Annotated in this window: 13 protein-coding genes; 5 read left to right on the top strand and 8 right to left on the bottom strand. The window is 60.7% G+C overall.

Annotated features, from left to right (window positions below; genetic code table 11):
• Positions 1–80 precede the first annotated feature (80 nt).
• A complete protein-coding gene (locus ACS4RR_RS24820) occupies positions 81–962 on the bottom strand; it encodes an alpha/beta hydrolase (RefSeq protein WP_456190377.1) in 882 nt (293 codons plus the stop codon).
• Between the two features lie 601 nt (positions 963–1563).
• On the opposite strand from ACS4RR_RS24820, the gene ACS4RR_RS24815 reads away from it, so the two are divergent.
• Positions 1564–2796, top strand: coding sequence for a protein-L-isoaspartate(D-aspartate) O-methyltransferase (locus ACS4RR_RS24815; protein ID WP_456190302.1), 1233 nt, complete (start codon positions 1564–1566; stop codon positions 2794–2796).
• 10 nt (positions 2797–2806) lie between these two features.
• Positions 2807–3259 (top strand): DUF421 domain-containing protein, encoded by a 453-nt coding sequence (locus tag ACS4RR_RS24810; RefSeq protein WP_260299865.1) that lies wholly within the window; start codon positions 2807–2809, stop codon positions 3257–3259.
• A gap of 78 nt (positions 3260–3337) precedes the next feature.
• Here the strand turns inward: ACS4RR_RS24810 and ACS4RR_RS24805 are convergent, their stop codons facing one another.
• The 7 genes from ACS4RR_RS24805 to ACS4RR_RS24775 all read right to left on the bottom strand — a co-directional run bounded on the left by ACS4RR_RS24805 (position 3338) and on the right by ACS4RR_RS24775 (position 10864).
• Positions 3338–4102: a FadR/GntR family transcriptional regulator gene (locus tag ACS4RR_RS24805; protein WP_170256962.1), complete on the bottom strand. Its 765-nt coding sequence runs from the start codon at positions 4100–4102 to the stop codon at positions 3338–3340.
• Between the two features lie 24 nt (positions 4103–4126).
• Positions 4127–5191 (bottom strand): four-carbon acid sugar kinase family protein, encoded by a 1065-nt coding sequence (locus tag ACS4RR_RS24800; protein ID WP_456190301.1) that lies wholly within the window; start codon positions 5189–5191, stop codon positions 4127–4129.
• Positions 5188–6180: an ABC transporter ATP-binding protein gene (locus tag ACS4RR_RS24795; RefSeq protein WP_456190300.1), complete on the bottom strand. Its 993-nt coding sequence runs from the start codon at positions 6178–6180 to the stop codon at positions 5188–5190. The genes ACS4RR_RS24800 and ACS4RR_RS24795 overlap by 4 nt, the downstream gene beginning before the upstream one ends.
• Positions 6180–7187: an ABC transporter ATP-binding protein gene (locus tag ACS4RR_RS24790; protein ID WP_260299868.1), complete on the bottom strand. Its 1008-nt coding sequence runs from the start codon at positions 7185–7187 to the stop codon at positions 6180–6182. Before ACS4RR_RS24790 ends, ACS4RR_RS24795 begins: the two co-directional genes overlap by 1 nt.
• Entirely contained in the window at positions 7184–8140 is a 957-nt protein-coding gene (locus tag ACS4RR_RS24785) for an ABC transporter permease (RefSeq protein ID WP_130676566.1), read from the bottom strand. Before ACS4RR_RS24785 ends, ACS4RR_RS24790 begins: the two co-directional genes overlap by 4 nt.
• 2 nt (positions 8141–8142) lie before the next feature.
• Complete coding sequence (locus ACS4RR_RS24780) at positions 8143–9099, bottom strand: ABC transporter permease (protein ID WP_026154671.1); 957 nt, start codon at positions 9097–9099, stop codon at positions 8143–8145.
• Positions 9100–9229: 130 nt separating this feature from the next.
• Positions 9230–10864 (bottom strand): ABC transporter substrate-binding protein, encoded by a 1635-nt coding sequence (locus ACS4RR_RS24775; protein WP_260299869.1) that lies wholly within the window; start codon positions 10862–10864, stop codon positions 9230–9232.
• A gap of 322 nt (positions 10865–11186) precedes the next feature.
• On the opposite strand from ACS4RR_RS24775, the gene ACS4RR_RS24770 reads away from it, so the two are divergent.
• The 3 genes from ACS4RR_RS24770 to ACS4RR_RS24760 all read left to right on the top strand — a co-directional run bounded on the left by ACS4RR_RS24770 (position 11187) and on the right by ACS4RR_RS24760 (position 14781).
• Positions 11187–12092, top strand: coding sequence for a dihydrodipicolinate synthase family protein (locus ACS4RR_RS24770; RefSeq protein ID WP_456190299.1), 906 nt, complete (start codon positions 11187–11189; stop codon positions 12090–12092).
• Between the two features lie 11 nt (positions 12093–12103).
• Positions 12104–13291 carry a sialidase family protein gene (locus ACS4RR_RS24765; RefSeq protein WP_456190298.1) on the top strand — a complete coding sequence of 396 codons (1188 nt, stop codon included), beginning with the start codon at positions 12104–12106 and terminating at the stop codon, positions 13289–13291.
• Between the two features lie 356 nt (positions 13292–13647).
• The gene (locus ACS4RR_RS24760; RefSeq protein ID WP_456190297.1) at positions 13648–14781 is read left to right on the top strand and encodes an iron-containing alcohol dehydrogenase; all 1134 of its coding nucleotides are present in this window, start codon (positions 13648–13650) and stop codon (positions 14779–14781) included.
• Positions 14782–14801: the final 20 nt, after the last annotated feature.

Genomic DNA, 14801 nt, shown 5'->3' with positions numbered 1-14801 from the left:
CGGCCCCAGCCGGAACCGACTTCAAGTACGATCGCCTAACCGCCGGATCGTATTCACTGATGAAACCCCTGTATAGAGCGTCACCTGTCGGTCAAATCCTGGACGGCGAATGCGATTCCAACCGCACGATTCACGGCCGCCGCAAGAACGGACATGTGGGTCTCGCCGGCATAAAGCTCGAATTCCGTACGCACTCCGTCTGCAGTGCCGTCTAATCGCTCCGCCATCTCCCGCGCCAGGAGGACGGTCCGCTCCGTCTTCCTCTTCTCCAGACGCGCAGGGGCATCCTCGTTTCCGTACTGGAAGGGCGCCAGCTCATCGCCTTCGTATTCTCCGGCGGACAAATGCAGAAAGGGTGAATTCCTCGGCGCCTCTTGACGTTGCGCCTCGTTCTTGAGGATTTCGCTGTTCTCCCAATAGATGGTGGGGCTGGCCGCAATCCAATCGGCAAACAGAGCTGGACGCTCGAACAGGTCATAGAGAGTAAAGAGGCCGCCGAAGGAATGTCCGAAAAGCGATCGGCGTCTCGGATCCAGGATCACCCTCTCTGCAATCCGCGGGATAAGCTCGTTCTCGATGAAATCCAGCAGCTTGCCGGTCCCTCCGATGACCACCGGCGGACCGCCCTCAACGAACGGCGGATAGGATTTGACCGGCGGAGGCCCCAGGTCCCAAGACCGGCGGAGCGGATCATAGGGCTCGTCGGACGGGTAGCCGATCGCCGCGATCACCCCCCAACCGACATTCGTCCGCGTCGGATAAGGTGCCTGCGTGACCAAGCTGGCGACCGCGAAGGGGAAAGTGGCGTTGCCGTCCGTCAGAACGAGAAGCGGCCATCCTCCCATTGGCGGTCTCTGCGCCGGAATGGAAAGGAATATGCGATAGGGCTCGCCGCCCGCAGCAGGAGCCAGATCGAAAAAACACGTTCCGGGCATCGAATAGACGCTAGTATGATTAATCATGAGAAAGTTTTCTGATGCTTGGATAGGAGGATCGGAGAAGGGAAATTGATGTTGGTGCAGTTCAACAGTGGGTTTCGAAGGTACCAAGGTTGGTGCAACGCTTGCTGATATCCAGACTTCCGCGAAAGCGCTTTATGGCAATCTCGGTCCGGACGTTTACGGAGGCTGATCTAACCTGGTTCCAGGCATGATTTGAAGACCCGGAGCTATCGAGCTGCCGGTCTCGTTCTTCGATCGCTGGCCGTGCTATTCAACGCGCGGGTGTGACATTCCAACTTTGCAGAAACAAGACACGTCAACTTTGCGGCCATGCGGCTACGAAGGATAGAGCGGAACTTAAGTCTTTGTAATAACATAGATGTATCTAGTTCCATAACACGCGTTACGCCGCAAATTTGTGTAGCCGACATTTTATTTCCAACTGCGACATGCCAATGTTTACAATGTTTCGCCTTGGTGATCTTGCGTGTCGCTTTGCTATACCCTTGGCGCTTGCCGAAAACCTGCTCCTCTCAGGAACTCGCCAGCCGCTGACTTGTTTTACATTCTGCACCACCCAGAAGTTTGCCCAAGGCGCAATCGGCGACAGTGGGACTGATCCATGGATATGACGCGCATCCGAGATCGCATGGTGGAGTACCACGTTACGCGCCGTGGCATTCGCGATCCACGCGTGACCGAAGCGATGCGCACGGTGCCGCGCGAAAAATTCGTTCCTCCAGGCTCCGAGGAATGCGCCTATGAGGATGCGCCGCTGCCGATCGGCGAAGGCCAGACAATTTCGCAGCCGTTCATCGTCGCTCTGATGCTCGAAAAGGCCAATCTGGATGCCGGCGACACAGTGCTCGAGGTCGGAACGGGCTCCGGCTACGCTTCAGCCCTCCTGAGCCGGATAGCAAGGCATGTCTATTGCATCGAGCGCCATGAAGGGCTGGCGCTTCAAGCCAAGGAACGGTTCGAGAAGCTGGGATACCGCAACGTCGACGTTCGCGTCGGCGATGGCAGCAAAGGCTGGGTGGAAGCCGCTCCGTTCGATGCCATTATCGTTTCTGCGAGCGCGCCCGAGGTGCCAACCGCCTTGAAAGAACAGTTGGGCTTCGGAGGGCGGCTCATCATTCCGGTCGGCCGCGGTGAAGGGCAGCGCCTGAAACGCCTCACCCGTACCGGGGACATCACGTTCGAAGAAGAAGATCTCGGTGGGGTGATCTTCGTTCCCTTGATCGGCGAAGACGCCTGGACTGCAACCCATCCGATGTACACGGCAACGGCCCCCTCATTGCCGGGAACGGTTGCCTCCGAACGAGCTTCTCCGCATGAAGGACAGGGAGGGGGCATGGGAAAGACACAGACATTGCTCGCGTTGCCGGAAGGTGTGGTTGACCACAGCGAATTTCAGCGAACCTTCTGGGCAGTTCAACGTATTTCCTGGATCGTGTTCACGCTTCTTCTGCTGACCTGCTTGCTGGGTTTGCTTGGAAGAGGCGGTCCGTTTTCACGGCAAACACTTTTGTTGCCCGAAGGATCCGTGGATTTTCCGGTCATCTCCCGATGGAATGCTCCCGAGGACATGACGGTGACCTTCGCGCCGTCATCCGAAGACAGGGTCTTCACGATCGATGCCGCCTTTCTTCAAGGCTTTTCGGTCCAGGGCATCGATCCGCCTCAAAAGGCGACCTTCGCGCGCGGTGGCCGGATAGGCTATGTGTTTCCTGCCGACCCGGCAGAACCGACACAGATCGTCTTCCGTCTGCAAACGCAACTCGCCGGCCCTCGCCGCGCCACTATCGGCATGGGCGGGGAGACTCGCAGCCAATCCACGTTCATCTTTCCATGAGGGCGGCACGGTGGATGCAGTATTACGCGGATTGGCAATCTATTTCACGCTGCTTGTGATCACCCGTCTGTCGGGAAGACGGACATTGGCCCAGATGACCCCGTTCGATCTAGTCATCGTGCTGGTGATCTCCGAGACTACCCAGCAGGCGATGCTGGGCGATGACTTCTCGATCACCAACGCCGTTATCCTGATCCTCACGCTGTTTACGACCGACATCGGTCTGTCTTACGTGAAGAGGTGGTGGCCTGGCGCAGCTCATATCATCGATGGCGTTCCGACCGTTCTGGTGACGGATGGCGTCTACGATGAGCGCGCGCTCAAAGGCGCCCGACTGCAGAAGGAAGACGTCATGCAAGCGGCTCGAAGCCAGGAAGGCATTGAGAGTGTTACGGAGATAAAATTTGCCATCCTCGAAGTGAGCGGCAACATCAGCATCATCAAGAAGCAGAAATCCGGCTGACAATTGCCAGCGAAGGAGCATCCCGCGGTATGGCAGGAACTCCCTGGCAATTTCGAGCTGCCAGCTGTGGGACGCGCTTCAGAAGGATAGGTCGAGCACCCTGCCCTCGAACAAGCGGTCCCGGGAGCCTTCGAGATGCGCCTTCATCAGTCTCTGTGCATCGTCAGGCCGGCCATCGGCGATCGCCTTATAGATGGCGTTATGCTCTTCGTAGACCTGTTCTAGCCCTTGGCGGGGGCCAAGCAAAGAGAGGCCATGGAGATGCATGCCAACGGCGATATGGGCCTTCAGCGCGTCGATCGAGGCCGTGTAATAATGATTGTTGGCAGCCTCCGTGACCGCGCGGTGGAAGAGGAAATCGGCGTCGGTGCGGTGAAGCTGATGGCTGGTCGCTTCGCGCAGATCCGCAAGCGCGCTGGCGATCTTTTGGATCGCCTGCTCATTGCGGCGCTTGGCGGCAAAATAGGCGGCCGCCGGCTCGATCGTCAGGCGGAATTCGTAGCAGCGCTGAATGTCGGCGATCGTCTTCACCGGCGAATAGGCAAGCTGCGTCGTCGGCGATCCATGTGCGCTGACGAAGGTGCCGGCGCCCTGCCGGGCATAGACCATACCCTGATCGCGCAGGCGCGCTAAGGCATCACGGACGATCGGCCGCGACACACCCAAAATCGAGGCAAGCTCATGCTCGCCGGGAAGGCGTGAATCCGGCGGATAGTTTCCGCCGCGGATACGCTCGAGCAACTGGTCGAAGACGCGATCGACCAGCTTGACGGCCTTGCCGCGTTCGGGCTTGCCCGGTGGGCCGGCTTCCGCGTTCAAAGATTCGCCATTCACTTCAGCCACGTCATTCTCCCCGGCGGTATCTTGCTATGCCGCCCGATTCCAAAGAACCAGTCTTAACAAACTATCGGGCTTGCCGAAGCCCCCCGACTTCACGGCGCACCGAAAATGCCGCCCGTCGGCTGCCGTGACATCGAACCACGGCACGCCGGCTTCGATTTCGCCCTGGGGCGCCAGAACTCTGACCCCGAGCGCCTGGAAAACGGCAAGCGCCGTATCGCCGCCGCCGACCATCAGCATATCAGGCCTCGTGTCGTCGATGACCGTTCTGACGCCTGCCGCAAAACGGCGAGCGACCAGTGCCGCATCGGCCGCCATATCGCCAGTGCAACGCAGCAGCGCCGGCAGCGCTATGCCCTCTCCGACTTCAACCTGCCCCTTCGGCGCGTCCACGACCATGCGTAGGACACCCGAGGCTTGGAGCCGGTCCATCTGGATAGCAGTAATCGGGTCGCGCGAGCCAAAGGCGAACAGGGTGCGCCGGGTCGCCGCAAATTCCGGCAGCGGCTGCCGCCCCATTTCGCCGAGCTGGCGGGCAAGCGCGGCCCCGAGGCCCCTTGCGCCGACAGCAAGTGTCGTCAGCCAGTCATGCCCCTCCGCGATCTGGTCGAGATCGCCATCGTCCTCGGCATCGGCAATCACGACGCCGTCCGCGCTGATTTCGAACAGCTCAGCGATCGGTAGCGGCTGGTTGATGCCGCGGCCGACGACACACCCTCGGTAGGTCAACCGCTCCTGATCGGGAATGGCGGGCGCTACTAGGATGGTCTTCAGATCGAATGCCTTCGCCAGCGCCAGGCTCTCGGCCGCGACATTGCCCTTGAGCCGGGAATCGATCTTCTTCATGATGACCGCCGGCTTCTCGCGACGAAACACCGCTGCCGCCGACCGTACTCTTTCGGCGGCTTCGCGCTCATCCAGCGCGCGGGAGGCGGTGTTGATGACGACAACGTCACAGCCGGTGGCGATCGCATCCTCTGCGGCCTCGACATCGACGGCGACCGCAACCGAAAGCCCGGCTTCGACGAAGGGCGTGCCGGTATCGAGCGCGCCCGTCAGATCATCGGCAATAATGGCCGCCTTCAGCGTCATGCGGTCTGTCCGGTGTTGACGGCGTGGCAGGCGACGAGATGGCCGGGCTTTGCCTCCTTCCACGCGGGAATGATCTTGCTGCAGACGTCCATGGCGATCGGGCAACGCGTGTGGAAACGGCAGCCCGACGGCGGGTTCAGCGGGCTCGGCACATCACCCTGCAGGATCTGGCGCTGGCGCGTGCGCTCATGCTCCGGATCGGTTTCCGGGACGGCCGACAGCAACGCCCTGGTATAGGGGTGCAGCGGATTGTCGAAGAGTTCCTCGCGGGTGGCAAGTTCGGCGAGCCGCCCGAGATACATGACGCCGACGCGGGTGCTGATATGGCGCACGACTGCGAGATCATGGGCGATGAACAGATAGGTCAGCCGGTATTTTTCCTGCAGATCGAGCAGCAGGTTGATGATCTGCGCCTGGATCGACACGTCGAGCGCCGAGATCGCCTCGTCACAGACGATAAATTTCGGCTGGCAGGCGAGCGCGCGGGCAATGACGACGCGCTGTCGCTGGCCGCCGGAAAGCTCATGCGGGTAACGCTGGGCAAATCGCTTGGGCAGGCCGACATCGGTGAGCAGCGTTGCCACCCTGTCCTTCAGCTCGGCCTTGGTGCAGAGCCTATGAAAAAGGATGGGTTCGCCGATCGCCTCACCCACCGTCATGCGCGGATTGAGCGTCGAATACGGATCCTGGAAGACGATCTGCAGGTCCCGGCGGAAGGGCCGCATCTGTTTTTCATCGAGCGTCGCGAGGTCCTGGCCCTTGTAGACGACCTTGCCGCTGGTCGCCTTGTAGAGGTTGAGGATGGTGAAACCTGTCGTCGACTTGCCGCAGCCGGATTCGCCGACGAGGCTCAGCGTCTCGCCTTCCATGATGTCGAGGTTGACATTGTCGAGCGCATAGACGGTCGCCGAGCGTTCGCCGAAGGCGCCGAGCTTGACGTGGAAATGCTTGACCAGGTTTTCGATCTTGAGCAGCGGTTGAGCGCCCATCACGCGGCCTCCTGCATTCTCTGGACGACGAAACAGGCGGCGCGGTGATTGGCGCTGCCGCTCAACGGTTCGAGCTGCGGCACCTTCTCGTGACAGATGTTTTCGGCAAGCGGGCAGCGCGGCGCAAATGGGCAACCCTTCGGCCGGCGGCCAGGCTCCGGCGGCGTGCCGCCGATCGAGCTCAGCCGGCTTGCCGGCGGATCCGAGAGTTTCGGGATCGAAGACAGCAGGCCGCGCGTATAGGGATGGCTCGGTCGGGCATAGAGCTCGTCGACCGGCGCATCCTCGACGACCGTGCCGGCATAGAGCACGGCGACGCGATCGACGAGGCCGGCGATAAGCGCCAGATCATGGGTGATCCAGACGACCGACATGCCGAGCTTGGCCCTGAGATCCTTCACCAGATCGACGATCTGGGCCTGGATGGTGACGTCGAGCGCCGTCGTCGGCTCATCGGCAATCAAAAGCTTCGGATTGCAGGCAAGGCCGATCGCGATCATCACGCGCTGGCGCATGCCACCGGAAAGCTCGTGCGGATAGGCCTGCAGACGCTCTTCCGGACCGGGAATGCCGACGAGACGCAAGAGTTCGACGGCGCGGGTGCGAGCTTCGGCCTTTTTCATTCCGCGGTGATAGATCAGCGGTTCGCAGATCTGGTCGCCGACGCGCATGACCGGATTGAGCGAGGTCATCGGATCCTGAAAGACGAAGCCGACATCGCCGCCGCGCACCTTGCGCAGCTCGCGATTTGACATCGTCTGCAGGTCGTGGCCATCGAATGTCGCCGATCCCCTAGTGACTTTGATCTTGTTCGGCAACAGCCGCATCAGGCTCAGCATGGTCAGGCTCTTGCCGCAGCCGGATTCGCCGACCACGCCAAGGGTCTCACCCCTGTCGACATGGAGATCAATACCATCGACGACCACGGCCGGGCCATTGCGGCCGTCGATCTCGACGGTGAGGTTCCTGACATCGAGCAGGCGGTCGGTGTCTTTCGTATCCATCATTTGCTGCCCCGCGGATTGAGCGCGTCGTTAAGGCCATCGCCGAGGAAGCTGAAGGCAACCGAAGCAAGGCCGAGCACGGCCGCCGGAGCGGCGAGAAGGTGGGGATAATGCTGCCAGACACGCAGGCCGTCGGAGATCATGTTGCCCCAGCTCGGTGTCGGCGGATTGACCCCGACGCCAAGGAAGCTGAAGGCGCTTTCCAGCACCATCGCCGTGCCGAGGCCGGCGCTGACCGAGACGATCAAAGGCCCCAGCGCATTCGGAATGACATAGCGCTTGATGATGATCCAGTTCGACAGGCCGAGCGCCTGGGCCGCGGTGATATAGGGCCGGCTGCGGATCGACAGCACCTGGGCGCGGACGAGACGGGCGTAAGGCGGCCAGGAGATCAGCGCCATCGAGCCGAAGACGAGGATGAAATCCACCCACATGGTTTCGCGGTAGAAGGGATTGAGGGTCGCGAGGTAACGCGCCTCCATCCATTTGCTGATCGGCGATTTCAGCGAGGCGTTGATGACGACGACGAGCAACAGGTTGGGAACCGACATCGTCACGTCGGTCAGCCACATGATGACGCGATCGAACGGATTGCCGAAGAAACCGGCGACTGCCCCGAGCACCAGGCCGATCAGCACGGCGAAGACGGTGACAATGACGGCGACGAGGAAAGCGGTGCGCGTGCCGAAAACCACCCGGCTGAAGACGTCGCGGCCGAGATCATCGGTTCCGAAGAGGTGGCTCATCGACGGCAGGACGTTGCGGGCGTTGAGATCCTGGCTCAGATAATCATAGGGCGTGAGGTAAGGCCCGAAGATCGCCGTGAAGGCGAGGATCACGACGATGACGAGGCCGAAGATGGCAAGCCTGTTGCGCTTCAGCCGATACCAGGCGTCGCGCCACAGACTGACCGGTTCTTCGACGGTTTCGATGGTGGAAAGAGGGATGGCGGACATGGTCAGCGGCTCCTTCTTGAATCGTTGGCGCGCGGATCGAGCAGCGGATAGAGCACATCCACCAGGAGGTTCGAGACCATCACCAGGAACGATCCGATCAGTGTGATCGCCAGAATGACGGGATAATCGGAATTGATCAGCGCCTGCACCGTCAATCGGCCGAGGCCCGGCAGGCCGAAGACAAGTTCGACGAAGATCGCGCCGTTGACGATGGTGATCATGATCAGGCCGAGCTGCGTGACGACGGGCGTCAGCACCGGCCGCAAGATGTGGCGGAGCGCCACGATGATCTCTGGCACGCCCTTGGCGCGGGCGGTGCGGACGAAATCCTCCGACAGAACCTCGATGACGGCGGCGCGCGTCTGACGCACGATTAGCGCGATCGGCTGGAAGGAAAGGACGAGCAGCGGCAGCAGGATACGGACATCGAGGATGCCGCCCCAGCCATAGGGCACGCTCGCACCCGGCAGCAGCACGATCAGGCCGACCATCAGCAGCGGACCGGCGACATAGGCCGGGATCGCCCAGAGGAAGAGCGCGGAGCCCAGAATGGCATAGTCAATGCGCGAATTCTGGTTGAGCGCGGCGATCATGCCGAGCGGGATCGCAACGACGGCGGTCAGGATGATGGAACAGAGGGCAAGCTGGAAGGAGACGGGTGCTGCGGCGGAGACCATCGCCCAGACAGAGCGGCCCGAGGTCAACGAATTGCCGAACTGACCGTGCAGCAAGTTCCAGATGTAAAGGCCGAACTGGATGATGAAGGGTTTGTTGAGGCCGGCACTTTCGCGAATGGCTTCGATGCGCTGCGGATTATAGGCGACGTCGCCCGGCGCGCGCAGGAAGATCAGCTTGATCGGATCGCCGGCGCCATAGAAGGCCAGCGCGTAAACCGCCAGCATCACCACCAGAACGGACGGAATCCAGATGGCAAATCGGGTTAGCACGTAGCGCAGCAAGGCCACCTCCCACCTGTTGTTCGATGCGTTCCCGCTTTTGGCTGCGATCGCATCTCTTCTTCTTGAAACTTGCGCGAAGGCCTTGCGGCCTTCGCGCGGGTTATTGCCGATTGGAACGATTTCCGCCGGATCAACCGATGGAAATGTTCCAGGGTTCGACGACCTGCCAGTCAAGGTTCTTTTCCAGGCCCTTGACGTCCTTGGTGGCCCAGCGCGACATCGCCTGAGAATACCATGGAATGAAGGCCCAATCCTCGCGGAACGCCTTCTGGGCTGCCTGAGCGAGAGCGATACGCTGCGGATCATCCGCAGCCTTGGTCGTGGCTTCGGCCAGAGCGCTGTCGACCTTGTCGTTTTTGTATCCGCCAAGCTTGTTTTGCGCATTCGACGAGGTCGAGGCGATGCTGCCCGCCAGATAGGAGACGGCATCCGGCACACGGGTGCCGACGTCGTCGCGAAAGATCTGGATCGAATTCTGATCCGGACCCGCATAGGCGTCCTGCTGCGGCTTCATGTCGACGGCCGTGATGCCGAGATTCTGGCGCCACTGCTCGGCGATGAACTGGGCGGCAGCCTGAATGGCCGGCCCCGAGATGCCGACGAATAGGATCTTCGGCAAGCGCTCCGGGCCGCCATAGGTCGATTCCGCAAGCAGCTTCTTGGCAGCCGCCGGATCGTAAGGGTATGGCTCGAAACCGGAATTCTCCGCACCCGGAACCGCGTTGAGGATCTGGTCGGCCTTCTTGTGCGGCCCGTCGGGGTAGGACGCCTTGAACAGGCCATCGCGATCGACCGCCATGATCAGTGCCTGGCGGACCTTCGGATCGTCCATCGGCGCACGGGAGATGTTGAACCAGAAGTGCTGGCTGGTCGGGATCAGCGGGCCGGCGGAAAATTCCGGGCCGAGATCCTGGATGATGGTCGAGGTGATCAGTTCGGTATGAGCGTTGAACTCGCCCGACTTGATCAGCGACGTCGCGGAGACATTGTCCTCGATCGAGGTGATGTCGATGCGCGCAAGCTTCGGCTTCGGTCCGAAGAAGTTCTCATTCGGCTCGAACGTGATCTTGCCGGCGTCGATGTCGATGCTGGTGAGTTTGAACGGACCCGAAAAGACCGGCTTGTTGTCAGGCTTGTACCAGTCGATAATCTCCTCGCCGTCGCTGCCGCGCGACTGCGACGCCTTGGTGATCGGCGCGATGTGGTTTGCCAGGCGCATGAAGAAGATCGGATCGGCGGCTGCCAGCGTCACGACGACCGTTCCATCGTCGGGCGTCGCGACACCCGTCAACTCGTTGCCGGAGCCGGAGGCGATTTCTGCATAACCCTTGACCTTGCTCAGCACCTGGTCGGCGCGCTGGCTCTTGGTGTTCGGCATCGAGGCGACTTCCCACGATCCCTTGACGTCCGCCGAGGTGATCTTGCTGCCGTCGGAGAAGACGGCCTTGGGGTCGATTTTGAACGTCCAAACGGTGTTGTCAGCCGATTCCCAGCTGGTGAAGACGTAAGGTTTGATATTGCCTTTGCTGTCGAAATACATCGGCGATGCCCACCAGATCGAATTCCAGCGGAACGTCCTGCCGCCGCCGCGCAGCGGCGACCAGTCCTGGTCGAAGGCCGGATGCGCGACCTTCAGGACCTGGCCTTCATCGGCCATGACGATGCGGGCATTCATCCCGAATACGGTGAGGCCGACGCCGGCTGCAAGGCCGAGCTTCAGCGCGTTGCGACGTGATATATTGGTTTTATCCGATTGATCAGACATGGCATTCCTCCCAAAGTGAATTCGGCAGCGCTCTCCCTGCACCTGCCAGGCGCAGCACAATCCGTTCCGTATCGTTCTCTCGTTATTGTAAATATGTCAACAAAAAATCTCTATTTTCATCCAATCAATATTTTATCTTAAAAATATACAAATTATAACAGACAGATAGGTTTTAGCAGCTGCATCGCCGCGTTTTGTCTTCTTGACAAAAGCGCGGCGATGGAAAAGTTCTTGCTCTCCATGGCGACAAACGAATGACATCGAATGCGCAGCCGGGCGTTCGAACACGGATCCCCGGACAGGACGCGCCGAGGAGGGCAAAATGAGCCATCACAGGATTACAGGCGTATTCAGCGCGTCCGCAACGCCGCTGACTGCAGACAATTCACCCGATCTCGCACTATTCACCGATCATTGTCGACAACTGCTGGCCGAGGGATGCCATGGCGTGGCGCTGCTTGGCACGACGGGCGAGGCCAATTCGTTCTCCGGAGCCGAGCGCCGCGCCATTCTGGAAGCAGCACTTGAGGCTGGTATTCCCGCCGACAGGCTTTTGCCGGGCACCGGCGTTGTGGCCATTCCCGAGACCGTGGAATTGACTCGGCACGCGCTGTCGCTTGGCGTCACCAAGGTGGTGATGCTGCCACCCTTCTACTACAAGGGCGTCTCCGACGATGGTCTCTTCGCCGCCTATTCGCAGGTGCTGGAAAAAGTCGCCGACACCCGCCTGCAGGTCATCCTCTATCATATTCCGCAGGTTTCAGGCGTTCCGCTATCCATTCCGCTGATCGGGCGGCTGATTGCGGCCTTCCCGGAAACGGTCGTCGGCATCAAGGAATCTGCCGGAGATTTCAATAACATGCAGGCGATCATCGCCGCCTATCCAGGCTTCTCGGTGCTAGCGGGCGCCGACCCGCTGCTGCTGCCGTTGCTGAAGGCGGGCGGCGCTGGCTGCATCACGGCCACCTCCAATCTCGTGGCGGATTCGCTCCGCACCGTCTACGACCATGTCCATGACGAGGCGCGCGCCGCCGATGTCGAGGCGGCACAGGCCCGGATCAACGCCTATCGCACGCTTTCCAATTCCTACGTCCAGATACCCGCCATCAAGGCGATGGTGGGGCTGAAGACCGGCAATCCCGCCTGGAAGCGCACGCGCGCACCGTTGATGCCGCTCGGCGATGCCGACTATGCCGCACTCGCCGAAAGCTACGCCAGGCTACCTTGAGGAGATCCGTCATGAGTTTTACCGGCCTGCCTCCGGAAGCCGTTCCGGCCCTAATGACCGGGGTCATCGCCCCCCACCCCACGGTCGAGGGTCGTGCGGATGCCTATCTGCCCTCCCCCTGCATCCAGAACCATGCCGCAAATCTCGCTTTTCTGCCCGACGGCAGGCTAACCTGCGTCTGGTTCGGCGGCACGATGGAGGGCATGGGTGATATCTCGATTTACATGTCGCGGCTGGCGCCGGGCTCCGAGCGCTGGTCGGTGCCGGAAAAGATGAGCGACGATCCGGAGAAATCCGAACAGAACCCGTTGATTTTCAAGGCTCCGGACGGAAAAATATGGCTGCTCTATACGTCGCAGACTTCCGGAAATCAGGATGGTTCAGTTGTCAAATGCCGGATTTCAGGCGACGGCGGCCAGACCTTCGGCCCGGTTCGTATCCTTTGCGACAGTCCCGGCACCTTCGTTCGACAACAGATCGTCGTCAACGGCAAAGGCGACTGGCTGCTTCCGGTGTTCCGCTGCGTCGGCCTGAATGGCCAGCGCTGGAGCGGCGATGCCGATACGGCAGCCGTGCTGGTGTCGCGTGATGGCGGCGCCAGCTGGCAGATGCGCGATATTCCAGGCAGTATTGGCGCGGTGCACATGAACATCCTGCCGCTTGGCGGCGACGCGATGATCGCCTTCTACCGCAACCGTTTCGCCGAAAGCATCCTGTCCAGCCGATCATCCGATGGCGGCGAGACATGGAGCGCGCCCGAGCCCGCCGAATTGCCGAACAACAATTCCTCGATCCAGGCCACTGTCCTGAATGATGGAGCAATCGCAATGGTTTACAACCATTCGAATGCCGCCATGTCGGATGCACGGCGCCAGTCTCTCTATGACGAAATCGACGGTGGCGAGGCTGGAGAGACAGCCGTGGTGGCCGATACCAGTGCACGTAAGGCCGTCTGGGGTGTTCCGCGTGCGCCGCTGAGCCTTGCGATATCAAGGGATGGCGGCAAGAGCTTTCCGCATCGCATCGACCTCGATACCGGCGACGGCTTCTGCCTCAGCAACAATTCGAAGGATTCGCTGAACCGCGAATTCTCCTATCCGTCGATCGTCCAGGGCAGCGACGGCACGCTCCATATCGCCTACACCTACTACCGGCGCGCCATCAAATATATCAGTCTCGCCCCCAAATACCTGCCGTGAACAAAGCGGCAGCCGGAAAATTGTAAACCTGCGTCCGACCGCATACGAGAGGATGTAGAATGACAACGCCTGCGGGTTGACTGACGGAAGAAAATGACAACAGAATCGGATTATTCACCGCCGTCGCAAAGATAATGGCCAGCGGTGCCTGACGTGCCGTTTTCATCGATATATTCCATAAATCACTGACATATTTACCTATATTAGAATGGAAGCGCCGCCTTGAAGTGCGATTGATCGCAAATCTGGCGACAAAAAATTCCGCTTGCTGGAATGTCGGCTTGACATTGATCTTACAACTTTACATTAAAGAGGGCGACGATAGTGCCGCAAGATCTTGCAGGGAGGACTGGTTCATGGCCAGCTTGGATTCGCCGATCACGATAGTTCGGCCGCATCTGATCGAATTCGGGGTCGGCACGGCGGGAAAGCTTGGCAAATGGGCTGATGAAAAGGCCTATCGGCGCACGCTCGTCATCTCCGATGCCTTCAACGCTTCGCGCATCGACGTGCTGGAGCTGAAGGGCGAGGTAACCGTCTTTGCCGAAGTGACGCCTGAACCGGATACGGTCAATCTCGAAAAGGTCCTGGCGGCGGCAAGCGCCGCCGATGCCGAACTGATCGTCGGCTTCGGCGGCGGCAGCGCCATGGATCTGGCAAAACTCGCCGCAGTGCTTGCCGGTTCCGCCCAGACGCTGCGGGAGGTCGTCGGTCCGAACAAGGTGCATGGGCCGCGCAAGGTCGCGCTCGCCCAGGTGCCGACGACATCGGGCACCGGCAGCGAGGCCGGCATCCGCGCGCTGGTCACCGATCCGGCGACGATGGCAAAGCTTGCCGTCGAAAGCCTGCATATGCTGGCCGATATCGCCGTCATCGATCCTGCTTTGACCTTCAGTGTCCCGGCCCGCACGACGGCGGCAACCGGCGTCGATGCCATGGCCCATTGCGTCGAGGCCTTCACCAACCGCAGGGCCCATCCGATGGTCGACATCTATGCGATCGAGGGAACGCGCCTGGTCGGCAAATATCTCGCCCGCGCCGTCAAGGATGGCAATGACGCCGAGGCGCGTGCCGGCCTCTCGCTCGCCTCGCTCTACGGCGGCCTCTGCCTCGGCCCGGTCAACACCGCCGGCGGCCATGCGCTCGCCTACCCCCTCGGAACGCGCTGGCATGTGGCCCATGGCGCGGCCAATGCGCTGATCTTTCCGCATGTTCTCGCCTTCAACACACCATCCGCGCCTGAGAAAACCAGGGCGGTGATGGAAGCGCTTGGGCGTGAAACTTCCGAAAACGTCACCTCCGTCTTCGATGCGGCTTACGCTTTCTGCGCCGAACTCGGCATCGAGATGAAGCTTTCCGGCCTCGGCGTGCCGGAAAGCGATCTCGACGCCATGGCCGAAGACGCCTTTGCCATTCGCCGTCTGCTCGATAACAATCCGCGCGATCTCACGCGCGCCGACATTCGCTCGATTTATGCGGCCGCCTTCTAGGCGACGGGTCTTTGGAAGGA

The sequence above is a fragment of the Rhizobium zaerense genome (assembly GCF_051810725.1).
GTDB lineage: Bacteria > Pseudomonadota > Alphaproteobacteria > Rhizobiales > Rhizobiaceae > Rhizobium > Rhizobium leguminosarum_I.
This window is presented reverse-complemented; position numbering and strand designations above follow the sequence as displayed.